Source organism: Rhizobacter sp. Root1221 (assembly GCF_001425785.1).
GTDB lineage: Bacteria > Pseudomonadota > Gammaproteobacteria > Burkholderiales > Burkholderiaceae_C > Rhizobacter.
The window spans coordinates 174,417-200,489 of record NZ_LMDI01000045.1 but is presented as its reverse complement, the minus strand read 5'-3'; the positions used below and the strand labels follow the sequence as shown (position 1 = coordinate 200,489).

The 26,073-nt window shown below is 69.8% G+C and carries 28 protein-coding genes; 10 read left to right on the top strand and 18 right to left on the bottom strand.

What is annotated here, in order from left to right:
- Positions 1–146 precede the first annotated feature (146 nt).
- Complete coding sequence (locus ASC87_RS25150) at positions 147–437, top strand: hypothetical protein (RefSeq protein ID WP_056669329.1); 291 nt, start codon at positions 147–149, stop codon at positions 435–437.
- Positions 438–449: 12 nt separating this feature from the next.
- On the opposite strand, the gene ASC87_RS25145 is transcribed toward ASC87_RS25150, so the two are convergent.
- From ASC87_RS25145 to ASC87_RS25130, 4 genes are all read right to left on the bottom strand, one after another.
- Complete coding sequence (locus ASC87_RS25145; protein WP_056669326.1) at positions 450–1,454, bottom strand: hypothetical protein; 1,005 nt, start codon at positions 1,452–1,454, stop codon at positions 450–452.
- Between the two features lie 82 nt (positions 1,455–1,536).
- Positions 1,537–1,734 carry a hypothetical protein gene (locus tag ASC87_RS25140; protein WP_056669322.1) on the bottom strand — a complete coding sequence of 66 codons (198 nt, stop codon included), beginning with the start codon at positions 1,732–1,734 and terminating at the stop codon, positions 1,537–1,539.
- A 112-nt stretch (positions 1,735–1,846) separates the two neighbouring features.
- Complete coding sequence (locus tag ASC87_RS25135; RefSeq protein ID WP_162255206.1) at positions 1,847–2,254, bottom strand: response regulator; 408 nt, start codon at positions 2,252–2,254, stop codon at positions 1,847–1,849.
- A 142-nt stretch (positions 2,255–2,396) separates the two neighbouring features.
- On the bottom strand, positions 2,397–3,239 hold the full coding sequence (locus tag ASC87_RS25130; RefSeq protein WP_056669316.1) for a universal stress protein: 843 nt from the start codon (positions 3,237–3,239) through the stop codon (positions 2,397–2,399).
- A gap of 148 nt (positions 3,240–3,387) precedes the next feature.
- Here ASC87_RS25130 and ASC87_RS25125 point away from each other — a divergent pair, with 148 nt between their 5' ends.
- The 3 genes from ASC87_RS25125 (at position 3,388) to ASC87_RS25115 (ending at position 5,318) form a co-directional block, all read left to right on the top strand.
- Positions 3,388–3,588 (top strand): hypothetical protein, encoded by a 201-nt coding sequence (locus ASC87_RS25125; RefSeq protein WP_056669314.1) that lies wholly within the window; start codon positions 3,388–3,390, stop codon positions 3,586–3,588.
- Between the two features lie 18 nt (positions 3,589–3,606).
- Positions 3,607–5,031, top strand: a complete 1,425-nt coding sequence (locus ASC87_RS25120; RefSeq protein ID WP_056669569.1) for a PLP-dependent aminotransferase family protein — start codon at positions 3,607–3,609, stop codon at positions 5,029–5,031.
- Positions 5,032–5,126: 95 nt separating this feature from the next.
- Positions 5,127–5,318, top strand: a complete 192-nt coding sequence (locus tag ASC87_RS25115; protein ID WP_056669313.1) for a hypothetical protein — start codon at positions 5,127–5,129, stop codon at positions 5,316–5,318.
- A gap of 63 nt (positions 5,319–5,381) precedes the next feature.
- Here the strand turns inward: ASC87_RS25115 and ASC87_RS25110 are convergent, their stop codons facing one another.
- From ASC87_RS25110 to ASC87_RS25095, 4 genes are read right to left on the bottom strand one after another with little or no spacing between them, the layout of a single operon-like run.
- Entirely contained in the window at positions 5,382–6,395 is a 1,014-nt protein-coding gene (locus tag ASC87_RS25110) for a TRAP transporter substrate-binding protein (protein WP_056669310.1), read from the bottom strand.
- Between the two features lie 35 nt (positions 6,396–6,430).
- Complete coding sequence (locus tag ASC87_RS25105) at positions 6,431–7,720, bottom strand: TRAP transporter large permease (RefSeq protein WP_056669306.1); 1,290 nt, start codon at positions 7,718–7,720, stop codon at positions 6,431–6,433.
- Between the two features lie 22 nt (positions 7,721–7,742).
- Positions 7,743–8,255 carry a TRAP transporter small permease gene (locus ASC87_RS25100; RefSeq protein ID WP_056669304.1) on the bottom strand — a complete coding sequence of 171 codons (513 nt, stop codon included), beginning with the start codon at positions 8,253–8,255 and terminating at the stop codon, positions 7,743–7,745.
- On the bottom strand, positions 8,252–8,752 hold the full coding sequence (locus ASC87_RS25095; RefSeq protein WP_235582281.1) for a gluconokinase: 501 nt from the start codon (positions 8,750–8,752) through the stop codon (positions 8,252–8,254). The genes ASC87_RS25100 and ASC87_RS25095 overlap by 4 nt, the downstream gene beginning before the upstream one ends.
- Before the next feature lie 163 nt (positions 8,753–8,915).
- Here ASC87_RS25095 and ASC87_RS25090 point away from each other — a divergent pair, with 163 nt between their 5' ends.
- The 4 genes from ASC87_RS25090 to ASC87_RS25075 all read left to right on the top strand — a co-directional run bounded on the left by ASC87_RS25090 (position 8,916) and on the right by ASC87_RS25075 (position 12,308).
- Entirely contained in the window at positions 8,916–9,962 is a 1,047-nt protein-coding gene (locus tag ASC87_RS25090) for a LacI family DNA-binding transcriptional regulator (RefSeq protein WP_056669298.1), read from the top strand.
- A 90-nt stretch (positions 9,963–10,052) separates the two neighbouring features.
- Positions 10,053–11,000: a DMT family transporter gene (locus ASC87_RS25085; RefSeq protein ID WP_056669296.1), complete on the top strand. Its 948-nt coding sequence runs from the start codon at positions 10,053–10,055 to the stop codon at positions 10,998–11,000.
- 56 nt (positions 11,001–11,056) lie between these two features.
- Positions 11,057–11,293: a hypothetical protein gene (locus tag ASC87_RS25080; RefSeq protein WP_056669293.1), complete on the top strand. Its 237-nt coding sequence runs from the start codon at positions 11,057–11,059 to the stop codon at positions 11,291–11,293.
- A gap of 28 nt (positions 11,294–11,321) precedes the next feature.
- Complete coding sequence (locus ASC87_RS25075) at positions 11,322–12,308, top strand: SDR family oxidoreductase (RefSeq protein ID WP_056669290.1); 987 nt, start codon at positions 11,322–11,324, stop codon at positions 12,306–12,308.
- A 13-nt stretch (positions 12,309–12,321) separates the two neighbouring features.
- Here the strand turns inward: ASC87_RS25075 and rpoN are convergent, their stop codons facing one another.
- Positions 12,322–13,692, bottom strand: coding sequence for an RNA polymerase factor sigma-54 (gene rpoN / locus ASC87_RS25070; protein WP_056669286.1), 1,371 nt, complete (start codon positions 13,690–13,692; stop codon positions 12,322–12,324).
- A 196-nt stretch (positions 13,693–13,888) separates the two neighbouring features.
- On the opposite strand from rpoN, the gene ASC87_RS25065 reads away from it, so the two are divergent.
- Both ASC87_RS25065 and ASC87_RS25060 read left to right on the top strand, forming a co-directional pair.
- The gene (locus ASC87_RS25065) at positions 13,889–16,471 is read left to right on the top strand and encodes an ATP-binding protein (protein ID WP_056669284.1); all 2,583 of its coding nucleotides are present in this window, start codon (positions 13,889–13,891) and stop codon (positions 16,469–16,471) included.
- A gap of 98 nt (positions 16,472–16,569) precedes the next feature.
- Positions 16,570–17,961 carry a sigma-54 dependent transcriptional regulator gene (locus ASC87_RS25060; protein ID WP_056669279.1) on the top strand — a complete coding sequence of 464 codons (1,392 nt, stop codon included), beginning with the start codon at positions 16,570–16,572 and terminating at the stop codon, positions 17,959–17,961.
- 6 nt (positions 17,962–17,967) lie between these two features.
- On the opposite strand, the gene ASC87_RS25055 is transcribed toward ASC87_RS25060, so the two are convergent.
- The 9 genes from ASC87_RS25055 to ASC87_RS25015 all read right to left on the bottom strand — a co-directional run bounded on the left by ASC87_RS25055 (position 17,968) and on the right by ASC87_RS25015 (position 26,061).
- Positions 17,968–19,158 carry a sigma-54-dependent Fis family transcriptional regulator gene (locus ASC87_RS25055; RefSeq protein WP_056669276.1) on the bottom strand — a complete coding sequence of 397 codons (1,191 nt, stop codon included), beginning with the start codon at positions 19,156–19,158 and terminating at the stop codon, positions 17,968–17,970.
- Positions 19,159–19,179: 21 nt separating this feature from the next.
- Complete coding sequence (locus ASC87_RS25050) at positions 19,180–19,398, bottom strand: molybdopterin-binding protein (protein WP_056669274.1); 219 nt, start codon at positions 19,396–19,398, stop codon at positions 19,180–19,182.
- Positions 19,399–19,957: 559 nt separating this feature from the next.
- Complete coding sequence (locus tag ASC87_RS25045) at positions 19,958–20,749, bottom strand: dienelactone hydrolase family protein (RefSeq protein WP_056669271.1); 792 nt, start codon at positions 20,747–20,749, stop codon at positions 19,958–19,960.
- Entirely contained in the window at positions 20,746–21,390 is a 645-nt protein-coding gene (locus tag ASC87_RS25040) for a class I SAM-dependent methyltransferase (RefSeq protein ID WP_056669269.1), read from the bottom strand. Before ASC87_RS25040 ends, ASC87_RS25045 begins: the two co-directional genes overlap by 4 nt.
- Positions 21,391–21,423: 33 nt before the next feature.
- Positions 21,424–22,515, bottom strand: coding sequence for an LLM class flavin-dependent oxidoreductase (locus tag ASC87_RS25035; RefSeq protein ID WP_157604344.1), 1,092 nt, complete (start codon positions 22,513–22,515; stop codon positions 21,424–21,426).
- Positions 22,512–23,513 carry an LLM class flavin-dependent oxidoreductase gene (locus ASC87_RS25030; protein WP_056669264.1) on the bottom strand — a complete coding sequence of 334 codons (1,002 nt, stop codon included), beginning with the start codon at positions 23,511–23,513 and terminating at the stop codon, positions 22,512–22,514. The genes ASC87_RS25035 and ASC87_RS25030 overlap by 4 nt, the downstream gene beginning before the upstream one ends.
- 61 nt (positions 23,514–23,574) lie before the next feature.
- Positions 23,575–24,396 (bottom strand): ABC transporter ATP-binding protein, encoded by an 822-nt coding sequence (locus ASC87_RS25025; protein WP_056669262.1) that lies wholly within the window; start codon positions 24,394–24,396, stop codon positions 23,575–23,577.
- A gap of 27 nt (positions 24,397–24,423) precedes the next feature.
- Complete coding sequence (locus tag ASC87_RS25020) at positions 24,424–25,203, bottom strand: ABC transporter permease (protein WP_056669258.1); 780 nt, start codon at positions 25,201–25,203, stop codon at positions 24,424–24,426.
- Between the two features lie 9 nt (positions 25,204–25,212).
- Positions 25,213–26,061 carry an ABC transporter permease gene (locus ASC87_RS25015; RefSeq protein WP_056669256.1) on the bottom strand — a complete coding sequence of 283 codons (849 nt, stop codon included), beginning with the start codon at positions 26,059–26,061 and terminating at the stop codon, positions 25,213–25,215.
- Positions 26,062–26,073 lie beyond the last annotated feature (12 nt).

Sequence of the window (26,073 nt, the reverse complement as noted above, 5' to 3'; positions counted from 1 at the left end):
CAATGTCATTCCTTGCCCATGACTGGCTTGCAAGGTCAAGGTTTCGCCGGCTTGCCGCGCGCCTCGCGTGCGCCGGGCCGGGGCAGCCGATTGTTCCACCATTGCCGGCGCAATGACCCCGCATCGGCCATCGCGGAGGCGTACCGGTGCGCGCGCTGAACGCCTCGCTGCTGCTGGCCGTGGCGGGTTGCGTGGCCACGCCAGGGGCGCTGGTTCAGTCCGTCACCGCCGACACGGTGCAGGGCTGCACCTTCGTCGCTGAAGTGCAGCGGGTGACCTTGCGCGACAGCGGGTCGCCGGCCGCGGACCTGCAGCGAGCGGCGGAGGCCGTGCTGTCGGCCGCGCGCGAACTGGGCGCGACACACGTGGTGCCGGGTGAACGGCGCATGAGTTATCTCAGCATCTCGGCCGAGGGGCGCGCCTACCGGTGCCCCTGACGGGGGCACCGGTCAGTCGATGACGGGCCGGCGTTCGTGGCCGGTCAACAGCCCCCGCTCGTCCAGCGTGGCGAGGAGGGCGTGGTGCGACGGGTCCGCACCCAGGACCAGGTCGAACCGGCCGCCCTCGCGTGGCCGCAGCGTCAGGAATTCGATCTCGTAGCCGAGGCCCCGCACGTGGTGGTGGGTGGCGGGGTGCTGTCGCAGATCCACGGTCCAGTGGCCGTCCGTGCAACGCAGCACTGTGCCGCCGAGTTCGAAGGCGCGCACACGTTTCGCGGAAAACGCGCCCAGCTGGCCGAACGGGATCCACCACACGAGCCATGCCGTGAGCGGTGTCAGCAGGCCGAGCGCCACCAGCGTCTTGAAGGTGCCGGCCCCGGGGTTGCCGATGAGCATGGCCACCGCGACCCCGGCGGCGAGCGCATACCCGGCCCAGATCCACGCGAGAAATCCGGGCCAGTGGAACACGATCGCCCGCAGCGCCGGCTCGTTGCCATCAGCGGTCGGCGGTCGCGCGAGGTGGCGATCGAACACGGGCGCCAGCACGTCGACCGGCGCTTGTAGCAGCAGCTTGCCGAACGGCCGGGTATGCACGATTAGGTGGCTGTCGCTGTCGGGCACACCTTCGATGGCCAGCACGTCACGCCAGCTGGCGTGGCCGAGGCCTTCGACCGACAACCCGTGCGGGCCGATGTCGACCGCCGTGGTCTGGTTGAACGGCTCGGGGTGGCCGCGCCACCGCTGCCACCAGGCCTCGACCACCATCCAGCCGACGAACCCGGCCAACATCGCCACGACGGCGAGCACGATCATCACCAGCCCTCCGGCCACCAGCAGCCCGGCCCGCCAGCCGGTGGCGTTGTCGTCCATGCACCACACGGCCCCGGCAAAAAACGGGGCGGCGGCGAGTATCGAGAACCCGAGCATGGCGAACAGCTGGACCTCGCCCCCCGTCTGGCTCACGGGGATGCGCCCGGCAAAGCCGGGCGTGTCCGTCGGGTGGGAGGCGTTCATGTCGGGGCCGTGTGGTGCTGGGCCGCCATTGTGCCGAACGGCCGGCGCCGGGTCAGGTGGCCCGCTGCAGGCGAAGAAGGAATCAGGCGGCCGTGGCGAACCAGGTGGCCAGCGGCGCGCGCAGGCGCATGGCACACAGCCGCAACCAGGGCGGGCTGGCGTATGCGGCCACGAGGTCGTGGCCGGTGGCCGGCCAGTCCGGCAGGTCGGCGGGCACGCCCAGTTCGTCGAGGTAGTGCCGGCTCACCACGACGAACTGCCGCCGGTACGGCAGCAGCACGTGGCCTGGTGCGGCCGCGAGGCACGCACGGGCCTCGGCAACGTCTGCGAACCAGTGGTTGACGAGGCTGTTGCAGCGCGGCGCATGTATGGCGAAGGGCGCCGCCGGGCTGTCAAGCGTGTTCGAGGGTCTCGCGCAACATGCGCTCGATCTGGCCCGCGGGGGTGGGCTTGCTGAGGTGGAAGTCGAAGCCGGCGTCAAGTGACGCTTGCAACATGTGCTGGCGCGTGTCCGCCGAGACGGCCACGAGCACCGGTTTCGATTCGAGGCGGCACGAGCGGATGGCCCGCGCCGCGTCGAGGCCGCTGATCTGCGGCATGTGCAGGTCGAGCAGCACGAGCGCGGGCAGGAACGTGGTGGCCTGGCGCACCGCTTCGAGGGCGGTGTAGGCCACCGACGTTTCACAGCCGAGCTGTTCGAGCAGCAGCACGAGGGAGTCGGCGGCATCGGCGTGGTCGTCGACCACGAGCACCTTGTGGCGGGGCCGGTGGCCGGAGAGGGGCGCGGAAGGATGGATCATGGTGAATCCGGCGCGGGGCCGCATGCTGCGATGCGCCGGTTTAGCAGGGATCGTGCCGGGCGGCACAGCCGGACAGATGGCGGCAAACCGGCAGAAGCTCACCCCGGCTGCAACACTTGCCGCACACCTTGCCCGGGCGCGTTCAGTGCGACATCAGCAGCGGCACCGGCGCGTGGCGCAGCGCGGTGTGGGTGACACCGCCGGTCAGGCGCTCCACCCAGCGGGCGTGGCCATACGTGCCCATCACGATGAGGTCCACGCCGAGGGCCAGGGCGTCGGACAGCAGGGCGTCGCCGATGGCGCTGCGCGTGCGCGAGATCCGGGTTTCGGTGTGCACCCCGTGCCGCTGCAGCCAGCCGGCCACCTCGGCGAGGCGCAGGCCCACCCCGTTGTCCGGCCCTTCGGTGGTCCGGCGCCATGCGCACAACATCACCTGCTCCGCCTGGCGCAGCGCGGGCAGGGCGTCCATGGCGGCGCGCACGGCGGCGGGGCTGTCGTCCCACGCGAGCAGGATGCGCCGGCCGGCATGTTCGAAGCGGCCTTCGCCGGGTACCACGAGCGTGGGTTTCGGGTTGCGTGCCAGCACGTCCTCGACGAAGTGGATGCCGCTGCGCCAGGCCATGCTGGAGGGTTCGGGCGAGCTCACCACCATGAGGTCGCTGCACACTGCGTGGTGCAGCAGCACCGTCGCGGCGTCGCCTTCCGCGGCTTGGGCGTCGACCGACACCACCCCTTCGGCCAGCGCGGTGTGCCGGAAGCGCCGGGCGCGGTCGTCGGCACATTGCCAGGCGTTGGCCAGTGCGTGGTCGGCGGCGTCGATGGCGAAGGCAGCGGAGGCGCTGTTGTCGGCGATCACCAGGTGGCCCGTGGGCGCGATGCCGGTCAGGTGTGCCCCGTGGGCGATCGCCAGCCGGGCGGCCAGGTGCACGCGCGCCGCCGCCGGCGGGTCGTCGCCGAGCGCCACGAGGATGTGCCGGAAATTCATCGCGGACCTCCAGTCGACCGGGGCCGCGGGGGCCCCTGGGCTCGAAGCATAACGCCGCTGTGTGGTCGGTGGCACTGATACAGCACCACGCTGTATCGCCGGGGCTTGTGCCTTGGACGGCGAGGCGTCCGGCCCTATCGTTCAACCCATGGACACGCTCAAGACCCCCTTCGCTCCCACCGCTACGTTGCCGGCCCGGTACTGGCGTCCGGCGGTAGCCTGGTTCAACGCACTGCGCGGCCAGCTCGGCCGTTCCGACGAGGATCGGTTCCTGGCCGAGGCCGTCAACCTCGAGGACCTCGAGGACCGCCTCAAGCAACTCGAACGCCACGGGCTGCCCCCGCGCTGATCCGCCACAATGGGGCCCATGTTTGCGCTCGATCGCGATTCCACCGTCCCCCTGTCCGAGCAGATCGACATCCGCCTGCGGGCGATGATCTCCGAACGCCGGCTGCTGCCTGGCGCCCGGCTCACCTCCATCCGCCAGCTGGCGTTGCAACTGCAGGTGAGCCCGAACACGGTGGTGGCCGCGTACGACCGGCTCGTGGCCGACGGCCTCGTATTCTCCCGGGGCACGGCGGGTTATTTCGTCGCCGAGGCGGCGGGCGCCGTGATCGACGCCGCGCCGCTCGAAGCGGGTGAAGCCCACGAACCCGTGTGGCTCGCCCAGCAGGCGAATGACCTGCGGCCGGGCATCCTGCAGGCGAGTGGCGGTGCGCTGCCCATGGCCTGGCTGGAAGACGCCATTCCCACGTCGATCGTGCAGCGGGCGCTGAGCCACAGCGGCCTCGGCATGGCATCGCGCTGCCCGCCGCAAGGCATGAGTGCACTCCGCGAGCGGCTTGCCATGCAGATGCGTTCCCAGGGCATCGGGGTAGACGCGAGCCGTGTGATGACCACCTACGGCAGCACCCATGCCATCGACCTGATCGCCCGATCCTTCCTGAAGCCGGGCGACGCGGTGATCGTCGAGGACCCGGGCTATTTCCTGCTGTTCGAACGCCTGCGGCAGGCGGGCGTTCGAACGGTGCCGGTCACGCGCCGGGCCGACGGGGTGGACCTCGCCGAGCTGGAGACCGCCTGTGCCGAACACCACCCGAAACTGATGTTCCTGCAGCCCGTGTTGCACAACCCGACGGGGTGGAGCAGCACACCCGCGAACCTGCACCGGGTGCTGCAGACGGCCGAACGCCACGGCGTGCTGATCGCCGAGGACGACGTGCACGGGCACTTCCACCCCGGCCAGCCCACTCGGCTCGCGCAGCTGTCGGGCCTCGAGGGGGTCATCTATTACTCGAGCTTCTGCAAGGTGCTGAGCCCGGCGCTGCGCATGGGGCACATCGCCGCGGCACCGGCGCTCTTGAAGGTGCTGCTGCGCCAGAAGATCTATTCGGTGCTGACCACCCCCACGCTGAACGAACTGGTGCTGCTCGAACTGCTGTCCACCGGCCGCTTCCGAAAACACACCGAACGCATGCAGCAGCGGATTGGCACGGCCCGGGTGGCCGCGGCACGCAGCCTGCGCCAGGCGGGCATCGAGTTCGACGCGATGGGCGACGCGGGCATCTTCCTGTGGGGGCGGCTGCCCGACGGCGTTGACGTGCAGGCGCTCGTGAAGACCGCCTATGGCCAGCAGATCGTGCTGGCGCCCGGAGGCAACTTCCGGGCGGACGGCGCCAAAAACGACCCGCACATCCGCTTCAACGTGGCGACGAGTCAGAACGTGCGCTTGTCGGAGTACCTGGTGTCGCGGCTGCCCGCACGCGCGGCCGTCACCGAGCGCGCGCCGTAGGGCGCTGCCTACGCCCGGGTGCGCGCGTGCCCGATGCCGTTGCGTGGCCCGGGCGCCTAACCTTGGACGATCCGTTGTTCCATCGGGAGTCCACCATGTTGCGCAAGCTGCTTTTCCTCGCCGTCACCGCGGGCCTCGCCAAGCGGGCCTGGGACCGATATCGCACCACTGGCGCCGAGGCCATGCCACCGGCCCGCGTCGAGCCCGCGGGCACGCCCGAACCCCACTCGGTGGGGGTGGCCGCGGCCCAGCCGGTGGCGTCCGAGTCACCTCGCGCCTGGCACTGAGGGCACGCCACGGCCGCGAATGACGCGGCCGTGGCGAAGTGGCAAGACCGCGGCGGCGCGGCCTCACTTGCGCAGCTTGGCCAGCTCGTCCTGGGTTTCCTTCCACAGGTCCATGCCCACGCTGCTGGCCACGCTCGCGTTGACGCGGGTGAGCTTGTCGCGCATGCGGGCGGTCTCGGCGGGGGAGATCTCGTTGATCACCATGCCCTTGGTCTTGAGTTCGGCCAGCGCCTTGGCGGCTTCGTCACGCGTGTCCTTGCGTTCGAAGTCGCGGCTCTTCCTGGCGGCATCCATCAGCACCTTCTGCTCGTCCTTGCTCAGGCCATCCCAGAACTTCTTGCTGACGGTGACGATCCACGGGCTGTAGACGTGGTTCGTCACGCTCAGGTACTTCTGCACCTCGTAGAACTTGCTCGACAGGATCGTGTTGTACGGGTTCTCCTGGCCGTCGACCGCGCCGGTCTCCAGTGCCGGGAACAGCTCGGAGAAGGGCAGCGGCACCACGTTGGCACCGAGGGCCTTGAAGCTGTCGAGGAACACCGCGTTCTGCATCACGCGCAACTTCACGCCGTTCAGGTCCTCGAGCTTCGTCACCGAACGCTTGCTGTTGGTCAGGTTGCGGAAGCCGTTTTCCCAGTAGACGAGGCCCACGAGGCCCTTCTCGGCGAGCTTGGCCTTGATCTTCTCGCCTACGGGGCCGTCGAGCACCGTGTCGGCTTCCTTGACGTTGTTGAAGAGGAACGGCGTGTCCCACAGTGCCATCTCCTTCGTGATGCCCACGAGCGTGGCGGTGGAGCCCACCATCATTTCCTGGGCCCCGCCGATCAGCGCCTGCTGCATCTGCACGTCGGGGCCGAGGCTGGCGGCGCCGAACGCGCGCACCTTCATCTTGCCGCCGGAGAGTTTCTCGACCTCCTGCTGGAACACCTTGACCGCGCGGCCCTGGTTGGATTGTTCGTTGAGGCCGTAGCCGAAGCGGATCAGGCGAGGTTTGATGTCCTGGGCCAGCGCGGCGAAGGGGCTGGCAAGGGCGGCCGTGGCGGCCACGGCGACCAGGGTGCGGCGAAGCAGGTTCATGAAAGTACTCCTTGGGGAAAAACGGAACGAAAGGATCAGCGCATCCACGCGACCGGCGCGGTGACGAGCTGCGGGAAGATCACGAACAGGACCAGGATCAGCGTGTAGGTGACCAGGAACGGGTTGACCCCCTTGATCACCTGCGTGAGCGGCAACCGGCCCACGCCGGCCACCACGTTGAGCACCGTGCCCACCGGGGGCGTGACGAGGCCGATGGAGCCGTTCAGCACGAACATCAGGCCGAAGTACACCGGGTCGATGCCGGCCTTGACGGCGATCGGCAGCATCACCGGGGCGAAGATCAGGATGGTGGGCGTCAGGTCGAGGGCGGTGCCGATCGCCACCAGCGCGATCATCATCACGGCCATCAGCAGGCGGGGGTTGTCCACCATCGGGCCCAGCCATTCGGTGAGCGTGGAAGGCAGGTCGGCCAGCGTGATCATGTAGCTGGCCACGGCCGCGCCGGCGCACAGGAACATCACCACGGCAGTGGTCTTGGCGGCACGCAGCAGCACGCCGTGCAGTTCGGCGAAGCGCATCTCGCGGTGCACGAACAGCGAGATCGCCAGCGCATAGAACGCGGCCACCACGGCCGCCTCCGTGGGCGTGAAGTAGCCGCTTTTCATGCCGCCAATGATGATGACGGGCATCAGCAGTGCCCAGAAGGCATGGCCCGTGGCACGCAGGCGCGCCGCCATCGGTTCGGGCTTGCCGGCCGGCAGGTCCATGCGGCGCAGCATCAGGCGCCAGGCCACCACGAGCGCCCCGCCCATGATGAGCCCTGGTGCGATGCCCGAGACGAACAAGGCGGAGATGGACGTGTTCGTGGTGACACCGTAGATCACGAACGCCATCGACGGGGGGATGATGGGCCCGATGACACTGCCCGCGGCGATCAGCCCGGCGGAGGCCGTGACCGGGTAGTTGTTCTGCCGCATCATGGGCAGCAGGATCGAGGTCATGGCCGCCGCATCGGCCAGCGCCGAGCCGGACATGGCCGACAGCAGCACGGCCGCGCCGATGGTCACGTAGCCGAGCCCGCCGCGGATGTGCCCCACCCAGGCCTGGGCCATGTCGATGATGCGCCGGCTGATGCCGCCGGTGTTCATCAGTTCGCCGGCCAGGATGAAAAAGGGCACGGCCAGCAGCGGGAAGCTGTCGACGCCGGCCACGAGGTTCTGCGCGAAGAGCTGGGTGTCCCAGAAGTCCAGCGCGTAGGCCATGCCCGCGCCGGTGAGCACCAGCGAAAACGCGAGCGGCACGCCGATGCCCATGAAAAAGAGCATGCCGAACAGGAAGATCAGGGCCACAAGACCTTGGTTCATGACGAGGTTCCTCGTGGGCGGTTCATTCGATGTCGGCTTCGTGGCCGAAATCGATGGGTTTGTTTCGGACGACGTCGATCAGGGCCATCACGGCGATCGCGGTGGCGCACAGGAAGGCCGGCAGTGGGAGCAGCGCCATCGGGTAGCCGATGACGACACTCGGGCTGTCCATGCCGACGACGATCTGCTGCCACGATCCCCAGGCGATCATCACGCAGCTCGCCACCACCAGCAGATGGATCAGGCGGCTCATCAGTGACAGCAGGCGGGGGCTGCGGTGCTCGAGCGGGCGCAGCAGCGTCGTGAACGCCATGTGTTCGCCCAGCGGGTAGGCGGCGGTGGCGCCGATGAACACCATCCACACGAACAGCAGGCGCGACAGCTCTTCGCTGGCGGCCACGCCGGTGCCGAAGCCGTAGCGCAGCACCACGTTGAGGAACACGACGACGGCCATCACGGCGAGGCACAGGCCCATCGCCGTTTCGGCGCTGCGCTGCCACAACGGGCGGCGGGGAGGGGAGTCGGGGAGGGTCATGGGAAGTCCTTGGTCACCCACGCGGCGACCTGGGCCACGAGGTCTGGGAGCGGGCGCGTGGCGTCCACGGGCAGCACGCCGGGTTCGCCAACGGGCGATTCGAGCGTGGCGAACTGGCTGTCGACGAGGCTCGTCGGGAACAGGTGGGCACCGGCCCGCGAGGCGACGCGGCGCAAGGCCTCCTCGTGCGAGATCTCGAGGAACACGAACCGCAGCCCCGGCACATGCCGGCGCAGCACCTCGCGGTAGGTGCGCTTCAGGGCCGAACACGTGAGCACGGCGCCCGCCGGGCGGGCGGCCAGTTCCCCGCCGAGCATTTCGAGCCAGCCGGCCCGGAGCTCGTCGGTGAGTGGCACGCCACTGCGCATCAGGCGCTTGCTCTTTTCGGAATGGAAGTCGTCGCCTTCGATCAACGGCGCGGCGAGCGCGTGCGCAACCGCGGCACCGAGGGAAGATTTGCCGCAACCGGCGACACCCATGAATACGAGGGAGGTCATTGTTTTGGGTTTGGACAGCGCTGTCCAGAAGGGGCCAAGAAAAGCGCGTGGTGACACGCGCCCGGTGACCCGACCGCCGATTGCATGCTTCTGGCTTGCCATCCGTGGTTGGATAGCGCTATCCTAGTCCTCACATTCGAACAATGCAGCCTAGGGAAAACCCGTGACATCTGACGCCCCCGCCGACCCGCCCGCCGAACGCCGGCGCCGATCCTCCGGGCGCATCACCCTGGCGGACGTGGCCAAGGCCGCGGGAGTCAGTCCCATCACGGCGTCCCGCGCGTTGCGGCGCGACCGTGGCGTGGGCGAGGCCCTGGTGGCCAAGGTGCAGGCCGCGGCCGACACCCTCGGGTACGTGCCCGACCCTGCGGCGCGGGCGTTGGCATCGAGCCGCAGCAGCCACGTCGCGGTGCTCGTGCCGCTGCTGACCAACCGCTTGTTCGTGGACCTGCTGGAGGCCGTGCAAAGCGTGCTGCTGCCGGCGGGCTACCAGAGCCTGATCGGTGTCACGCACTACGACACCCACGAGGAGGAACTGCTGCTGCGCAGCTACATGGCCCACCGCCCGGCCGGCCTCATCGTGACGGGCTTTGAACGGAGCGAGGCGGGGAGCCGGCTGGTGGCATCGAGCGGCCTGCCGTGTGTGCATGTGATGGAAACCAGCACCGCACCCGGCGTGTTCTGCGTGGGATTTTCGCAGCACGACGCGGGGTATGCCATCACCGAACACCTGGTGTCGCGCGGCCGCAAGCGCATCGCCTTCGTGGGCGCGCAACTCGATGCGCGCGTGCTGCAGCGGGCCGAGGGATACCGGCGCTGCCTGCGCGACGCAGGCCTGCACGACCCGCAACTCGAATGGCTCGACCCGCGGCGCTCATCCATCGCGCTCGGGGGGGAGTTGTTCGCCGCGGTGCTCGCTGCCCGGCCCGACGTGGATGCCATCTTCTTCTGCAACGACGACATCGCGCAAGGCGGGCTGCTGGCCGCGCTGCGCCTGGGCGTGCGGGTGCCCGAGCAGGTGGCCGTTGCCGGGTTCAACGACCTGGAGGGCAGCGACCAGATGCTGCCGCCGCTGACCACGGTGCGCACGCCGCGTGCGCAGATCGGCGCGCAGGCGGCCGCGATGCTGCTGTCACTGATGCGGGGCGAGTCGGGGGTACCTCACAACGTGGACGTGGGGTACGAACTGGTGACCCGGGGCAGCAGCTGAGGGGCCCAAGTCCCCGTGCCAGCGCGGTATCGTTACCGCGCCCATAATCCGCCGCTTTTGCGCGCCCGCTGCGCCTGGCAGGATTTCCCTTTGAATCGCTCTCTGTTCGCCGACCGCAAGGTCCTGTTCCTCGTCGCCACGTTCTGCTGCCTGCTGTGGGGGAGCGCCTATCCGGCGATCAAGGCGGGTTACGCGATGTTCCACATCGCGGCGGCCGACGTGCCGTCGAAGCTCGTGTTCGCCGGCTACCGCTTCCTCTTTGCCGGGCTGCTGCTGGCGGTGTTCGCGTGGTTCACCGGACGCCGCGCGGCGATGCGGCTCGACGCACGCACGTGGGGCCAGGTCACGCTGCTGGGCCTCACGCAGACGCTGCTGCAATACATCTTCTTCTACGTGGGCCTCGCGTACACCACCGGCGTCAAGGGCTCGATCATGAATGCCACCGGCACGTTCTTCAGCGTGCTGCTGGCCCACCTGATCTACCACAACGACCGCCTGAGCCACCACAAGGTGTGGGGTTGCATCGTGGGCTTTGCAGGGGTCATGGTGGTGAACTTCACGCCGGACCTGCTCGACTTCGACTTCACGCTGCTTGGAGAAGGGTTTGTCGTCATCGCCGCGTTCGTGCTCTCGGCCGCGTCGATCTACGGCAAGCGGGTGTCGCAGCACCTCGATTCGGTCGTGATGACCGGGTACCAGCTCGCCATCGGTGGCGCCGCGCTGCTGGCCGCCGGCTTCGCGTTCGGCGGGCACCTGAGCGGGTTCACGGTGGGCTCGGTGGCGCTGCTGGGCTACATGGTGCTGCTGTCGGCGCTCGCGTTCACGCTGTGGAGCCTGCTGCTTCGGGCCAACCGGGTCAGCACGGTGGCCGCGTTCAACTTCCTGGTGCCGATCTTCGGCGCGGCGCTGTCGGCGCTGTTCCTCGACGAGGCCATCCTGGCGTGGAAGAACCTGATCGCCCTGGTGCTCGTTTGCGGAGGGATCTGGCTCGTCACACGCGAGCCGGCGTCGGGGGAAACCGCGTCCCGGGCACGCTGATTGCCCATGACGGGGTGGCGGCATGTTCCGCCGGATTCCACTAGGAGACCTGTCCCATGCAACAGTCCAAAGCCCTTTCCCTCGCCGCGATCCTGACCCTTTCGGTGCTGTCGGCCGCGTGCAGCAAGCGCGAGGACGTTCCTCCGCCTGCGCCTGGCACCACCAGCACGGCTCCGGCCCCGGCGCCCGCGCCGGCCACCGTGCCGCCGCCACCGCTGCCCGACGCCTCCGCCCCGATGGATGCGGCCAGCCAACCGCCAGTGTCCACGCCGCCGGCCTCGGCTCCGAACTGATCTTCCACCGCACGGCAGAGGAGGGCGCATGACCGACAAAAACCGCAACCTGGTGGGTCAATGTGTCGTGCTGACCGGTGCCACGAGTGGCATCGGCCGGGCCACGGCCGTGCAGTTCGCGCGAGCGGGGGCCGACCTGGTGCTCGCCGCGCGGCGCGAGACGGTGCTCGACGAAGTGGCGGCGCAGTGCCAGGCGCTTGGCGCCCAGGTGCTGGTGGTGCCCACCGACGTGACCGACGAGCGCGCCGTGCGGGCGCTGGCCAGCGCGGCCGTGGCCCGGTTCGGCGGCATCGACGTGTGGGTCAACAACGTCGGGGTGGGGGCGGTGGGCAGTTTCGTGCAGACCCCGCTCAAATCGCACCACCGGGTCATCGAGGCCAACCTGATCGGCCACATCAACGGGGCGCACGCGGTCCTGCCCCATTTCATCGCCCGCAAGTCGGGTGTCCTCATCAACATGATCTCGCTCGGCGCCTGGGCCGCGGCGCCCTATGCCACGGCCTATTCGGCCAGCAAGTTCGGGCTGCGCGGGTTCACCGAGGCGCTGCGCGGCGAACTGCGCGAGTGGTCGAACATCCATGTGTGCGACGTGTACCCGTCGTTCATGGACACCCCGGGCGTGTCGCATGCGGCGAACTACACCGGCCGCAAGCTGCAGCCCGCGGCACCGCTCTACGATCCGCGCCTGGCGGCCTCGGCGGTGGTGTCGCTGGCCCGCGCTCCGCGCGATTCGGTCACCGTGGGCGCGGCCGCCACCGCGTTGCGGGTGGCCCATTGGGTGTCGCCCGCGCTCACCGGCTGGCTCGGGGCTTCGGGCTTCGAGCGGTACCTGAGCAAGGCGGAATCGGCGCCACGCACCGATGGCAACCTGTTCGCGCCTTCCGTGGGCGCCGGCATCGACGGGGGCTACCGGCAGAGAGCGGCGAAGGGCAAGGCCCTGTCCACCACCGCGGTGGCGGTGGGTGCGGGCCTCTTGATCGGCCTGCTGGCGCACCGCATGCAGCGGCGCGGCTGACGGCCTCCGTGTTTCAGGCGGCCGAGCGCCGCCTGCGCTCCACCGGCTCCACGCGCAGCTGCTGGCGGTACTTGGTGACCGTGCGGCGTGCCACCGCGAGGCCCTGCTGCGCGAGGATGCGTGCGATCTCGGCATCCGACAGGGGGGCCTGCGGCGATTCCGCCTCGATCATCTCGGCCACCAGGCCGCGCACGGCCGTGCCGGAAAATTCCGCGCCGCTGCGTGCTTTCATGGCACGCGAGAAGAAGTGCTTCAGCTCGTACACACCATGGCGCGTGGCCATGTACTTGTTGTTCGTGACGCGGGAGACGGTGGATTCGTGCACGCCCACCTCGTCGGCGATCTCGCGCAGCGCGAGCGGTTTCATCGCCATGGCGCCGAGTTCGAAGAAGGCCCCCTGGCGGCGCACGATGGCCTGCGCCACGTCGAGGATGGTGGAGAAGCGCTGCTGCACGTTGCGCACCGTCCAGCGGGCGTCGCGCAACTGCGTGGCGAGTGCGCCGCTGTGGGCATCGCGCGCGTGGTGGTACAGGTCGGCGTAGAGCTGGTTCAGGCGCACCTTGGGAAACACCGCCGGGTTGAGCGAGGCCAGCCACTCGCCGCGCACCTTCTTCACGATGACGTCGGGCGTGATGTACTGCACCTGTGCCTGGCCGTAGCGCCAGCCCGGGTGCGGGTCGAACCGGCGGATCTGGTCGCACACCGGGGCCACGTCGTCCACCGGCAGGCCCAGCCTGCGGGCCAGCGGGCCGGGGTCGCGCGAGGCGGCGAGGGCGTCGAGGTGCCCGGTGACGATGCGGCGAGCCAGGTGGCGCTGGTCGGGCGGCACGAACTCGGGCACCTGCAGCAGCAGGCATTCCGCGACGCTGCGCGCCGCCACGCCCGACGGCTCCAGCGACTGCACGCGGCACAACGCGATGCGCATCTCCTCGTCGCTCGCGGGCGGGTCGAGCTCGGCCAGGGTGGCGAGTTCGTCGAGGGGGGTGCGGAGGTAACCGTCGTCATCGAGGGATTCGACGATGGCCTTCGCGAGCACGCGGTCGCGCAGGGGCAGCGGCAGCACGTTGAGCTGGCCGTGCAGGTGGTCGGTGAGCGACGGCATGGCTGCCACGAGGTTCATCGCCGATGTGTCACCGCCGTCGGTGTTCACGCGGCTCGCGCCTGGCGCGCGGGCATCGGCGTGCCAGGGCTCGCGGTCGGCATCGGTTTCGTCGCGGGCGGGCTCGGTGTCCGGGGTTTCGAGGAACGGGTTGGAGTCGAGCATCGCGTGCACCTGCTGCATGAACTCCAGCGACGACAGCTGCAGCAGCCGCACTGCCTGTTGCAGGCGCGGCGACAGCTTCTGGGTCTGGTGCTGTTCGAGGCGGGCATGCAACGCGGTCATGGGGTCCTTTGAAGCGAGGGATGGCGGTGGACGCGCGCTTCGTTTGCAATGCCCGTGCCGACCGGGCCCGGATGCTGCTTACCGGGTGCGCCTGCATCCGGCTTCCAAGAAAGCGGCAGTTCGTGCCGGATCGGCGAATGGTTTTTGCCGCAAATCCTTTCGCTTTTTCCGATCACGGCCTTTCACAAGGAGATTCATGCACGCGGCTCGACGCTGGTCAGACCGATGGCGCCCCTCGTGGCCCACGGCGTCGCTGCGCACGTATCTGGTCCTGTTGCTGCTGCTGGCCACGGTGCCCAGTGCCGTGCTGGTGTGCTACCAGATCTTCGCGAACGTCGCTGCACAGGAGTCGCGGATGAAGGAGGAGTTGCGCCGCAATGCCAACTCGCTCGCCCAGACGGTGGAGCGCGAGATCGCGTCGTCGATGGACGCGCTGGCCATCCTCGCCCAGAGTGATTCGCTGCAGCGGGGCGACGTGGTGCAGTTCGAGAATTTCCTGAACCGCAGTCCAGTGTTGCGCACCAGCTGGAGCAGCGCGTTCCTGCTCGATGCCGGCGCTCACGGGCGCGTGGTGTTCAACACGTCGCGGCTGAGGGTGTCGGCCGCTCGCGGCCCCAGTGCCGAGGAAGTGCGGCAAATGCTGTCACTGCAGCGGCCGTTCGTGTCGAACCTCGTGGTCGATGGCCTGCACTCGCGGTATGCGACGGTGGTGTCCGTGCCGGTGCACGTCGGGTCCGAGTTCCGCTACGTGCTCGGGGTGTGGATCCCGGTGTCGGTCTGGCAGGACCTCATCCAGCAGGCCGGCCCGCCACTGGACGGCTTCAACACGGTGTTCGACGGCCGCAACGTCGTCGTCGCCCGCACGCTGTTGCCCGAGCGCTTTGTCGGCGAGCCGCTGCCGCCTACCGCGCTGGACCTGACCCGCGACCCGCCACAAGGCGCACAGCTGACCGACCTGCTCGGCGGCGGGTCCACCTACACGGCGTGGCAGCGCATCCCGAGCCTCGGCTGGGGGGTGGCGGTGGGCATCCCCGCGCGTCCGGTGCGCGTGGCGCAGCGCGAGGCGATGGCCGCCGCGCTGGCCACGGCGGGCGCCTGCCTGTTGCTGGGGGTGGTGTTGGCGTTGTTCATCGCGCGGCGTGTCACCGGCCCGCTGCATGCACTGGCCACGCCGGGCGCGGCCTTCCCCACATCGCGCATCCACGTGCGCGAGATCTCGGGGCTGCGCGACGCGCTGCTCGCGGCTCGCCTCCAGGACCAGGCGGCGCGCGAGGGTCTTCAGCGCAAGGCCGACGAATTCGAGACGTTGTTCAACAGCAGCCCCATCGGCCTCGCGTTCGCTCAGGACCGCGACTGTGCCGAGGTGATGCACAACCCCGCAATGCTCGAACTGCTGGGCCGGGGCGACACGCCGGGCAGCGCCGAACGCACGGTGATGCGGCGTGGCGAACCGCTGCCACCGGAGCGCCAGCCCTTGCAGCGGGCGGCGGCGAGCGGCCAGGCCGTGGGTCCTGTTGAACTGGAGCTCTGTTCGGAAGGACGTCCGTCGGTGTTCGTCATCGCCAACGCGGCGCCGCTGCGCACACCCGCCGGGTTGCCGCGGGGGGCCATCGGGGCCATGGTGGACATCAGCGCGCGCAAGCAGGCCGAGCAGTCGCGTGCGGCGCTGATGACACTCGAACAGTCGGCCCGCCTGGAGGCCGAGGCCGCCAACCGCGCGAAGGACGAGTTCCTCGCCATGCTGGGCCACGAGCTGCGAAACCCGCTGAGCGCCATGGCGTCCGCGGTGGACGTGCTGGAGCGTGTCGACTCGGATTCCGAACTGGCGGCCACGGCGCGCACCGTGATTTCGCGCCAGACCGGCCACCTCGCCCACATGATGGACGACCTGCTCGACGTGGCCCGCGTGATTTCCGGCAAGGTGCTGCTCTCGCGCCAGAGTGTCGACCTGGGTGCGCTGGTGCAGCGGGTGGCCGACACGCTGCGGGTGACAGGCGAGGGCGCCCAGCACACGGTCACCGTCACCGCGGAGGAGGCCTGGGTGGACGCCGACCCCACGCGCATCGAGCAGGTCATCCACAACCTGCTGACCAACGCCATCAAGTACACCCCGCCCGGCGGCACCATTGGCCTGACGGCGAACGTGGACGGGGACCACGCCGTGCTCCGGGTGACCGACAATGGCCTCGGCATCTCGCCTTCGCTGCTGCCGCGGGTGTTCGAACTGTTCGTGCAAGGCGAGCGCACGCTGGACCGCCGCGCCGGCGGCCTGGGCATCGGGCTGACCTTGGTGCGCCGCCTCGTCGAGCTGCACGACGGCGAGGTGACGGCCGACAGTTCGCCGCAAGGCAGCGTCTTCACCGTGCGCCTGCGGCGCATCGAGGCGCCTGCGCCCGAGCCTGAACGCCGGGCGCCGTCGTCGGCCCGCCCCCTGCGTGTGCTGGTGGTGGACGACAACGTCGATGCGCTCGTGTCGCTGCGGTCCATGCTTGAACTCGATGGCCACAGCGTCTCGGCCGCCGTGGATGGTGAAGCCGGCCTCGGCGCGCTGCTGGCCCAGCGGCCCGACGCAGCGGTGGTCGACATCGGCTTGCCGCTGCTCGATGGCTACGCCGTGGCCACCCGCGCGCGGGCTGCCGGGTACCCCGGGCGCCTGATCGCGCTGTCGGGCTACGGACAAGGCGGCGACGTGCGCCGGGCCCTGGTGGCCGGGTTCGATGCCCACCTGGTCAAGCCGGTGGTGCCGGCGCAGTTGAAGCAGCTGTTGCGCGTGCCATGACGGCGAGCGGGATATGCGATTGACAGGGATAAAACACCGCGCCGATTGGTAATGCGATTGGCTTCCTCTAGAGTTGTTCGAAAATCATTCTGTTGTCCATGAACCATGTATTGATCGTCGAGGATGATGCCGATTCGGCTCGCATGATGGCCGCGCTGATCGGCACGATGGGGCCCTACACCGTGGCCACCGCCGGGTCGCTGCGGGAAGCGTGCCTGCAGATCGAACTGCAGAGGCCCGACCTCGTCCTGCTGGACCTGCAGCTGCCCGACGGCAGCGGCATGGCCTTGTTCGATAACCCGGAGTTCACCGTCAATGTCCAGGTGGTGCTCATCACCGGGCATGCGAGCCTCGACACGTCCATCCAGGCCTTGCGGCTCGGCGCGGCCGACTACCTGATCAAGCCGGTGGGGGCGGTGCAACTGGAGGGCATCCTGTCGCGGTTCATGAAACCCGATGCGTTGCAGGCCGAGCTGTCGGCCATGACCGAGGCGCTTGAGCGCGAGGGGCACTTCGGGGCATTGTGGGGTCGCTCCGACGCCATGCGCCGAATCTACGACCAGCTCGCCCGGGTGTCCGGCACCGCCGCCACCGTGTTCATCACCGGCGAAAGCGGCACTGGCAAGGAGGTGGTGGCGCAGACCGTGCACGACCTGAGCCGCCGCCGGCACTCGCCGTTCCTCGCGGTCAACTGCGGGGCGGTGTCGCCGAACCTGATGGAAAGCGAGATCTTCGGCCACGAGAAAGGCAGCTTCACCGGCGCCGAGCGCCTGCACCAGGGGTTCTTCGAGCGCGCGCATGGCGGCACGCTGTTCCTCGACGAGATCACCGAGATGCCGCAGGAGCTGCAGGTCAAGCTGCTGCGGGTGCTCGAAAGCGGCAGTTTCGCGCGCGTGGGGTCCTCCGAAAGCCAGCATGCCGACGTGCGGGTCATCGCTGCCACCAACCGGCGCCCGCTCGATGCGGTGGCCAGCGGCCGCCTGCGTGAAGACCTGCTGTACCGCCTGAACGTGTTCCCGGTCGACCTGCCGCCGCTGCGCGAGCGGGCCACCGATGTCGTGCTGCTGGCGCAGCATTTCCTGAACGACATCGCGCGGCGCGAGGGCGAAGTCAAGCGGTTCGCGCCCGAGGCGCTCGAACGGCTCGGCGCCTACCGGTGGCCGGGCAACGTGCGGGAGTTGCGCAACGTCGTGCAGCGGGTGTACGTGATGACCCCGGGGCCGGTCATCGGCGACGACTGGTTGCCGCGGAACCCGCCCGAACCGGAAGATGAACCCGACCCGGAGATTTCGGTGAAGCTCGGCACGTCGATGGCGGAGGCCGAGCGCAAGCTGATCCTGGCCACCATGCAGCACTTCGACAACCACAAGGAACGCACCGCCGCAGCGCTGGGCGTGAGCCTGAAGACGCTCTACAACCGCCTCAAGTCGTATGCGGAGGAGGACGAGGCCGAAGCCGAGCCGTCCGACCCCGAGGCATCCCCCCGCTGAGGTTGCTCACGCCCGCAGGCGCTCCCGGTCGGGGAACGGCACGGTGTTGTTGCCGGTGAAGGGCTCGTCGTCGGCCTCGTCGCTCCGGCGAGCCGGGTCGGCGAGCATGCCGTAGCGTTTCAGGAAGGTGCGCAGCGTGTTGCGGGTGATGCCCAGCGTCCGCGCTGCGCGCACCTGGTTGTCGTGACTGTGGTGGAACGCGGTGCGCACCAGGGTTTCGCTGACCGCATGGAAGAGGTTGCGGTCGCCGGCCTCGATCAGCTGGACCAGCGTGTCGTGCAGGTCGTCGTACGGGCCGCGCACGGGCACCGGTGGTGACAGGGCCTCGGGTTCCGCAGCAGCCACGATCGGCACCGTGGGCGTGGCCACGGGGTGGGCCACGAGGCGCAGGTCGCCGGGCTGCACCACGCCGTCGCGGCAGATCACGAGCGCGAAGTGCACCACGTTCTCCAGCTCGCGGATGTTGCCCGGCCAGAAGTAGGCCAGCAGCGCCGCTTCCGTCTCGGGCGCCAGCGTGACGTGGTCGAGCGCGAGGCGGGGGGCGTACACCCCGATGAAGTGGCGGGCCAGCGGCAGGATGTCGCCTGGCCGCTCGCGCAGCGGGGGCAGCGTGACCGGGGCCACGTTGAGCCGGTAGTACAGGTCGGCGCGGAAGCGCTGGGCCTCGACCGCCTGGCGCAGGTCCACGTTGGTGGCGGCCACCAGCCGCACGTCGAGCGAGATGGGCTTGCGCGAGCCGAGCCGCACCACCTGGCGCTCCTGCAGCACACGCAGCAGTTTCACCTGCAGTGCGAGCGGGAGGTCGCCGATCTCGTCGAGGAACAGCGTGCCTCCGTTGGCCGCCTCGAACCAGCCGGCCCGTGATTGGGAGGCGCCGGTGAAGGCGCCCGATTCGTGGCCGAACAGCTCGGCGTCGATCAGGTTTTCGCTGAACGCACCGCAGTTGACGGCGACGAACGGGCCGCGGCGGCCGCTTCGGGTGTGCAGGTGGCGGGCGATCAGCTCCTTGCCGGTGCCGGTGTCGCCGATGATGAGGACCGACGCCTCGCTGCGGGCGATGCGCTCGACGTGATCGAGGAGTTCGACCGAGCGCGGGTCATGGAACAGCAACGCCTTCGCGCGGATCGACAGCACCCCGGCCGCCGACGGCGGCAGGGTCAACACGGGTTCGGGGGCGGTTGGGGCGAAGGCGTGCATGGCGTCGGTGTGTCCGTCAGGTCACAGCGTCGCGATCGACACTTCCGTGGACTTCACGAGCGCCACGACGTCGCGTCCGGGCTTGAGGTCGAGCTCCTTGACCGATCGGGTGGTGATCACCGACGTGACGATCAGCCCCGACGGGGTTTCCACGTCCACCTCGGACACCACGGGCCCTTCGATGATTTCCTTCACTTTGCCGCGGAACTGGTTGCGGACGTTGATGGCGCTGATGGTCATGGATCGCTTTCCCTGGATGTGGATCGGTCGGTGGTGAATTCGGAGCACCTGTGTTGCAGCGCTCAGGGATCACGATAGTCAGCACGGCGGGTTGGGCCAACGAACAATTCCAACAAAGCTTATGTTGGCCCCCCACGTCGCTTCGCTCCTGCCCCCCCGAGGGGGGCGCCCCGGGTCGCCCGGGGGACCCGGGCTCGCGGGTGGCTTGATCTGTCGCTTCGCTTGCTCGCCTGGCGTTCGCGTTTCGGGGCTTTGCTCGCTGCGCGTCGCTTGCCCCCGCGCCTGCGGTCGTCCCGGCGGAGGCCGGGACCTCCAACGTTGCCGGTCGCGGCGATGTTGGGTCCTCTTGTTCCGTCAYCCCGGGCTCGCGGGTGGCTTGGTCTGTCGCKTCGCTTCGCTTGCTCGYCTTCGTTCGCGGGTCGGGGCTTTGCTCGCTGCGCGTCGCTCGCCCCCGCGCCTGCGGTCGTCCCGGCGGAGGCCGGGACCTCCAACGTTGCCGGTCGCGGCGATGTTGGGTCCTCTTGTTCCGTCATCCCGGCGCACCGGGGCTCGCTTGTTGTCAGACGCCGTGCTGGCGGAACCACGCCAGGGCCCTTCGCCAGCCGTCCTGCGCGGCTTCGGGGCGGTAGCTGGGACGGTAGTCGGCGAAGAAGGCGTGGGGGGCGGCAGGGTAGACGTGGATGGTGGACGGGGTGCCGGCTTCTTTCAGGGCCGCGTTCAGGCGGTCCACGTCGGGCAGCGGGATGCCAGGGTCTTCGGCGCCGTAGAGGCCGAGCACGGGGGCCTTGAGGTCGGCGGCGAGTTCGATGGGGTTGCGCGGGTGCAGCGCGTCGGTGGGGCCGGCCAGGCGGCCGTACCAGGCGACGGCGGCACGGAGTTTCGGCTGGTGGGCCGCGTACAGCCACGTGATGCGGCCGCCCCAGCAGAAGCCGGTGATGGCGGCGCGGGTGGGGTCTCCGCCGGCCCCCTCGGCCCAGGCCAGGGTGGCGTCGAGGTCGGACAACACCGTGGCGTCGGGGGCCTTGGCGACGAAGTTGGCTCGGAGTTCGTCGACGGACGCGGCGTCCTGCGCGCGGCCCAGGCGGTGGTACAGCTCCGGGGCAACGGCCAGGTAACCGGCCTTCGCGAAACGCCGGACCACGTCGCGGATGTGCTCGTGCACGCCGAAGATCTCCTGCACGACGAGCACGATGGGGAACGGGCCAGTGCCCTCGGGCGAAGCGAAATACGCGGGCAACCCACCAATGGTGATGTCGCCGTGACGCAGGCCGGTGTCCGGGGTGATGACGAGGGTGCCGGCCACGACGGGCTGCACCGCGGTGGCGAACGAGGCGGGGGTGGGGATGGTCATGGTCGTGCTTTCAGGAGAAGGAGGCCGTGGTCGTGCCGCAGCGTCTGGGTGGACGACCAGCCGGCCTCGCCGAGGGCCTCGTGCTGTTCGTCCGGGGTCATGTACAAGGCGGTGTCCTGCATGCCGCCGTCGCCGGCAACGTGGTCGCACAGCAGGAAGATGCCGTCGGGCAGCAGGAGGGATCGCACCTGCGTGTAGAGCGCCGCCGCGCGCCGCTTGTGGCGCAGTTCGTGGACGGTCTGGTTCGTGATCACGGCGTCGAAACGGCCCAGCCCGTCGGCCCAGCCGGTGTCGAGGAAGTTGCGGGTCACGAAGGTCATGCGGCCTTCCTTGTTGGCGAGGCGCGCGCGGGCGAGGTCGTGCATGGCGTCGGAAAAATCGAGGGCCACGAGCCGCAGGCCGGGCACTTCGTGCAACACGGTGTCTGCGAGCTCGCCGGGCCCCGAACCGAGTTCGAGCACCCGCGGGAAGGGGCGCCCGAGGGCCTTCAGTTCGGCAGCGAACCGCAGGAAATACGCGCGGCGCCAAGGCCGTTTGGTACTCGCGTCGCGGGCCCAGGCCTGGGCGTCGCCGGGTTCGCGAAGGTCGATGGGGCTCGGAACGTCATGGGGAACCAGCGTGGCATCCGGCAGTACGGGCATCGTCAGGGACTCCTTGGTCAGGGGGCAGGGTCGTCACGCGGCGAGGCGTTCCCCACGCACGCGCGGCAGCACGTGTTCGCCGACTTCCCTCGCTTCCTCCAGGTTGGGGTACCCGGACAGGATAAAGCGATTCACACCCACAGCGCGGTACTCTGACATTCGCTCGGCCACCTGCGCGTGCGAGCCCACGAGCGCGGTGCCCGCACCGCCGCGCACGAGGCCCACGCCCGACCAGATGTTGGGGTGCACCTCCAGGTCCCGCACGCGGCGCACGGTGCGCCCGCGGTGCAGGCCGCGCATGCGCTGCTGGCCCACGGATTCGGACCGCGCCAGCTGCCGTTGCGCCACGTCGATGAGGCTTTGGGGCACGGCGCGAAGCAGGCGTTCGGCCTCGTCCCACGCGGCCGCCTCGGTGGCGCGGGCGATCACGTGGATGCGCAGCGCGGTGTCGAGGGGCCGGGCCGTGTGGGCACGCAGCGCGGCAAGGCGCTCGGCCACCATGGGCGGCGTCTCGCCCCACAGCGTGTGCACGTCGGCGTGGGCGGCACTGACCCGCAGCGCGGCGTCCGAGGCGCCGCCGATCCACACCGGCGGCGCCTCGGTGAGGCCCGCGGGCAGGCCCGGGCTGTCGACGAGGTAGTGCGCACCGGCGTGCCGAAGCGGGCCACCGGCCCACACGCGGCGCACCACGTCGAGGAACTCGCCGGACCGCGCGTACCGCTGGTCGTGGTCGAGGAAGTCGCCGTAGCCCCGTTGTTCATCGGAGTTGCCGCCGTTGACGATGTGCACCGCGAGCCGTCCGTCGCTCAGGCGCTGCAGCGTGGCGGCCTTCTGCGCGAAGGTGGTGGGCAGCTCCAGGCCGGGCCGGGCGGAGACCAGCAGCACGAGGCGCCGGGTGTCCGCGGTGAGCATCGAGGCCACGAGCCACGCATCCTCGGTGGTGAGGCCGGTGGGCAGCATCGCCCCGTCGAACCCCGCCTGCTCGGCCACGCGGGCCACGAGTGCCAGGTAGTCGATGTCCGGCGTGCGCGCCGAGCCCCGTACGCTGCGCACGCCGCTGTTCACGAGGTGGTGGCCGTCGCCGCCGGACGGGATGAACCACAGGTAGTCGCACGGGTTGTTCACAAGGCCTCCTCGGCTGCGGGCACACGCACCTTCACGAGCGGCAGGACCTCTTCGCCGATGCGGCAGGCCTCTTCGAGGCCGCGGTCACCGGACAGCACCAGGCTGTCGGCCCCGAGCCGGTGGAACTCGGCGAGCTGTGCGGCCACCTGCCGGAGCGACCCCACGAGCGCCGTGCCAGCACGCGGCGTGCCCGGTGTGCGCCACGCGCCATAGCCGGTCCAGATGCCGTCGGCGGGCCGGTCGCGCACGGGCCCGCCCACGTGATGCTCGACAGCGGCCCAGGCCGCGGCCTCGGTGTCGCGGGCCACCACGTGCACGCGGCATGCGAACCGCAGCGTGCGCCCGCGGCCGGCGGCGAGGGCCTGCACGCGCCGCACCCGCCCGGCGAAGCGGTCCGGGCTGTCCGCCCACAGCGTGTACACGTCGGCGTGTTCGGCCGCCACCCGCTCCGCGGCCGGCGACGGCCCGCCCACATGCACGGGAGGCGGTTGCCGCAACGGGCGCACCAGGCCACCGTTCTGCAGCCGGTAGTGCACGCCCTCGTGGCGCAGGCCGATGCCGCCCGGGCGGCCGCGCCACACCTGCCGCACCACCGACAGGAACTCGGCGGCCCGCGCGAAACGATCGTCGTGGGGGATGAGGTCACCGTGCGCGCGGTGTTCCGCGATGTCGCCGCCGGCCAGCACCCCGACCAGCAGGCGCTGGCCGGTGAGCTGCTGCAGGCTCGCGGCGGCCTGCGCGGCCGCGGCGGGCAGCACGAACCCGGGCCGGAAGGCCACGAGGAACTTGAGCCGCCGCGTTTCGCGGGCGAGGCGTGCAGCCACGAGCCAGGCATCGGGGCGGTGCCGCCCGCTCGGCACCATCAGCGCGTGAAAGCCCGCCCGCTCGGCGGCTCGCGCCACCGTGACCCAGTGGCCGGGCCGCGCGGTGGGGTCACCCGGGTCCCGGCCCTGCAAGTCGCCTTCGGTGGGCAGGGTCCAGTGGAATTCCAGCGCCATGGGTCAGCGCAGCCCGATGCCGTGTGCGCCGAGGGCGATGTCGCGTGCGGTCATGAGGGTCTCACCAGGAAAAGTGCCAGTCGGCGAGTTCACGCCGGGGCGCCGCGGGGACCACGAGGGCCGGGCGGGGGGTGTCGCCGAACTCGCTGAGCACGTCCTCCTTGATGGCGGCGAACTCGGCGGTACCCCGGTCGCGGGACCGCGGGAGCGGCACGTCGACGATGCGCTTGATGCGGCCCGGGCGCGGCTGCATCACGACGATGCGGTCGCCCAGGTACACGGCTTCCTCGACGTCGTGGGTGACGAGGATCGCCGTGATGCCCTCGGCGCGCCAGATGCGCTCCAGTTCGGCCTGCAGGTGCCCGCGGGTCAACGCGTCGAGGGCGCCGAACGGTTCATCGAGCAGCAGCACCTCGGGCCGGTTCACGAGCGCGCGCGCGATGGCCACGCGCTGGGCCATGCCCCCCGACAGCTGGTGCGGGTAGGCCGTCTCGAACCCGGCCAGGCCCACCAGGCCGATGTGCTCCTGCACGGACTTGGCCTTGCTGCTCTCGCTGCCGGGGGCATTGAGCAGCCCGATGGCAACGTTCTGCCGCACGTTGAGCCACGGGAACAGCCGGTGCTCCTGGAACACGATGCCGCGGTCGAGGCTCGTGCCCACGATGCGCTTGCCGTCGAGCAGGATCTCGCCCTTGTAGTCGGCCTCGAGGCCGATCACGAGGCGCAGCAGCGTCGACTTGCCGCAGCCGCTCGTGCCCACGATGCTGACGAACTCGCCGGGGCGGATGGTGAGCGAGATGTCCTGCAGCACGGGCAGGGGTTCGCCCTTGACCTGGTACTGCTTGTGGAGGTTCTTGATCTCGAGGGTGCCGGCATGGGCCATGGTGACGATTCCTTGGTCGAACGGGTTTCAGTACTGCGCGGCCGAGTTGCCGCGCCAGGTCAGCGAATGCGCTTCGAGCCGCGCGGCGATCAGGTTGAGCACGAAGCCCACGACGCCCACGATCAACACCCCGAGCAGCACCTGGTCCATCCAGAAGTGCTCGCGGCCATCGGTGAGCAGGTTGCCGATGCCCTTGCCCGACGTGAGCAGGTACTCGGCGCCCAGCGTGGCGAGCCAGGCGTACAGCAGGCCGAGGTAGATGCCCGTGAAGATGGACGGCAGCGCTGCGCGCAGCACCACGTGGCGCAGCAGCTGCGTGCGCGAGAACGCGAATGCCCGGGCCACCTCCACCAGCTCGCGGGGCACGCTGCGGATGCCTTCGAACGTGTTCAGCATCACCGGGAAAAACGCCGCGAGCGACAGGAAGGCGATCTTCGCCGGGTCACCGAGGCCGAACCACACCGAGATCAGCGGGATCCACGCGAGCAGCGATACCTGCTTGATGGTGTGGATGGACGGCCCCACGATCTTCTCGAACAGGCGCGACAGGCCCAGCGCGGTGCCCACCACGAGGCCCGCGGTGGCACCGATCACGAACCCGGCGAGGAAACGCCCGAGGCTGGCCTGCAGCGAGTCCCACAGGTAGCCGTTGGCGGTCAGCCTGACAGCCGTGTCCCACACGGTGCCGATGGGCACGAACAGCTGCGTGTCGGTCCAGCCGAACCGGAAAGCGGCCCACCAGGTGCCGAGCAGCAGTGCCGGGAGCGTGGCGCCACGCAGCCACGTGCGGAGTCGGGAGGGTTTCATGACGTGACCTCAGAAGGATTCGCGGCGCCAGCGCAGCAGCCGGGTTTCGATGACGGAGAGCACCTTGTCGAGCGCGAACCCGATGGCACCCACCACGACGACGGCAGCCAGCACCACGTCGAGCTGGAAGAGCTGCCGGCCATACACGATCAGGAACCCGAGACCCTCGCTCGACGCCAGCAGTTCAACCGCCACCAGCGCGAGCCACGCGTGCGTGAGGCCGTAGCGGATGCCGTTCCAGAGGGTCGGGAAGGCCGAAGGAAACACCACGCGGCGCAACAGCTGCCACCGTGTGAAGCGGAACACCCGCGACACCTCGATCAGGCTCGTGGGCACGTTGCGCAGGCCGTTGTACGTGTTGACCGTGACGGGCACGAAGGCCGCCTTCGAGATCAGGATGATCTTCAGCGCCTCGTCGATGCCCACGACCATCATCAGCAGCGGCAGCCAGCCCAGGGACGGCACCTGGGCGAACAGCCGGAACGTGGGGTACAGGTAGTCACGCACGGCGGGTGACAGGCCCATCGACACGCCGAGCAACAGGCCGAGGCTGGTGCCGAGCGAGAAGCCGTACAGCACACGCCCGAGGCTGATGAGCAGGTGGTCCTGCAGCTCGCCGGTGCCCCACAGGTCGGCGAAGGTCTGCGCCACCACCAGCGGTGCGGGCAGGATCTGCGGCGGGATCAGTTCGAACTGCGCGCCCACCTGCCACAGCAGCAGCACGGCCAGCGGGAACGGCCATGACAGCAGCAGGTCGATGCCACGCTGGCGCCAGGCCGGGCGGCGTGCGGTAGGGGCCGGGGTGTCGGGGCGGGCCGCGGGGAGCGGCAACGCGGCCGTGGAGGCGGGAGGGGACATGGTGGTGAACTC

What these genes read in the sequence shown, in the direction of transcription:
- ASC87_RS25145 (WP_056669326.1), bottom strand. Translation starts at nt 1,454, where the DNA reads ATGAACGCCTCCCACCCGACGGACACGCCCGGCTTTGCCGGGCGCATC.
- ASC87_RS25135 (WP_162255206.1), bottom strand. Translation starts at nt 2,254, where the DNA reads ATGATCCATCCTTCCGCGCCCCTCTCCGGCCACCGGCCCCGCCACAAG.
- ASC87_RS25130 (WP_056669316.1), bottom strand. Translation starts at nt 3,239, where the DNA reads ATGAATTTCCGGCACATCCTCGTGGCGCTCGGCGACGACCCGCCGGCG.
- ASC87_RS25125 (WP_056669314.1), top strand. Translation starts at nt 3,388, where the DNA reads ATGGACACGCTCAAGACCCCCTTCGCTCCCACCGCTACGTTGCCGGCC.
- ASC87_RS25120 (WP_056669569.1), top strand. Translation starts at nt 3,607, where the DNA reads ATGTTTGCGCTCGATCGCGATTCCACCGTCCCCCTGTCCGAGCAGATC.
- ASC87_RS25115 (WP_056669313.1), top strand. Translation starts at nt 5,127, where the DNA reads ATGTTGCGCAAGCTGCTTTTCCTCGCCGTCACCGCGGGCCTCGCCAAG.
- ASC87_RS25110 (WP_056669310.1), bottom strand. Translation starts at nt 6,395, where the DNA reads ATGAACCTGCTTCGCCGCACCCTGGTCGCCGTGGCCGCCACGGCCGCC.
- ASC87_RS25105 (WP_056669306.1), bottom strand. Translation starts at nt 7,720, where the DNA reads ATGAACCAAGGTCTTGTGGCCCTGATCTTCCTGTTCGGCATGCTCTTT.
- ASC87_RS25100 (WP_056669304.1), bottom strand. Translation starts at nt 8,255, where the DNA reads ATGACCCTCCCCGACTCCCCTCCCCGCCGCCCGTTGTGGCAGCGCAGC.
- ASC87_RS25095 (WP_235582281.1), bottom strand. Translation starts at nt 8,752, where the DNA reads ATGACCTCCCTCGTATTCATGGGTGTCGCCGGTTGCGGCAAATCTTCC.
- ASC87_RS25080 (WP_056669293.1), top strand. Translation starts at nt 11,057, where the DNA reads ATGCAACAGTCCAAAGCCCTTTCCCTCGCCGCGATCCTGACCCTTTCG.
- ASC87_RS25075 (WP_056669290.1), top strand. Translation starts at nt 11,322, where the DNA reads ATGACCGACAAAAACCGCAACCTGGTGGGTCAATGTGTCGTGCTGACC.
- rpoN (WP_056669286.1), bottom strand. Translation starts at nt 13,692, where the DNA reads ATGACCGCGTTGCATGCCCGCCTCGAACAGCACCAGACCCAGAAGCTG.
- ASC87_RS25065 (WP_056669284.1), top strand. Translation starts at nt 13,889, where the DNA reads ATGCACGCGGCTCGACGCTGGTCAGACCGATGGCGCCCCTCGTGGCCC.
- ASC87_RS25060 (WP_056669279.1), top strand. Translation starts at nt 16,570, where the DNA reads ATGAACCATGTATTGATCGTCGAGGATGATGCCGATTCGGCTCGCATG.
- ASC87_RS25055 (WP_056669276.1), bottom strand. Translation starts at nt 19,158, where the DNA reads ATGCACGCCTTCGCCCCAACCGCCCCCGAACCCGTGTTGACCCTGCCG.
- ASC87_RS25050 (WP_056669274.1), bottom strand. Translation starts at nt 19,398, where the DNA reads ATGACCATCAGCGCCATCAACGTCCGCAACCAGTTCCGCGGCAAAGTG.
- ASC87_RS25045 (WP_056669271.1), bottom strand. Translation starts at nt 20,749, where the DNA reads ATGACCATCCCCACCCCCGCCTCGTTCGCCACCGCGGTGCAGCCCGTC.
- ASC87_RS25040 (WP_056669269.1), bottom strand. Translation starts at nt 21,390, where the DNA reads ATGCCCGTACTGCCGGATGCCACGCTGGTTCCCCATGACGTTCCGAGC.
- ASC87_RS25030 (WP_056669264.1), bottom strand. Translation starts at nt 23,513, where the DNA reads ATGGCGCTGGAATTCCACTGGACCCTGCCCACCGAAGGCGACTTGCAG.
- ASC87_RS25025 (WP_056669262.1), bottom strand. Translation starts at nt 24,396, where the DNA reads ATGGCCCATGCCGGCACCCTCGAGATCAAGAACCTCCACAAGCAGTAC.
- ASC87_RS25020 (WP_056669258.1), bottom strand. Translation starts at nt 25,203, where the DNA reads ATGAAACCCTCCCGACTCCGCACGTGGCTGCGTGGCGCCACGCTCCCG.
- ASC87_RS25015 (WP_056669256.1), bottom strand. Translation starts at nt 26,061, where the DNA reads ATGTCCCCTCCCGCCTCCACGGCCGCGTTGCCGCTCCCCGCGGCCCGC.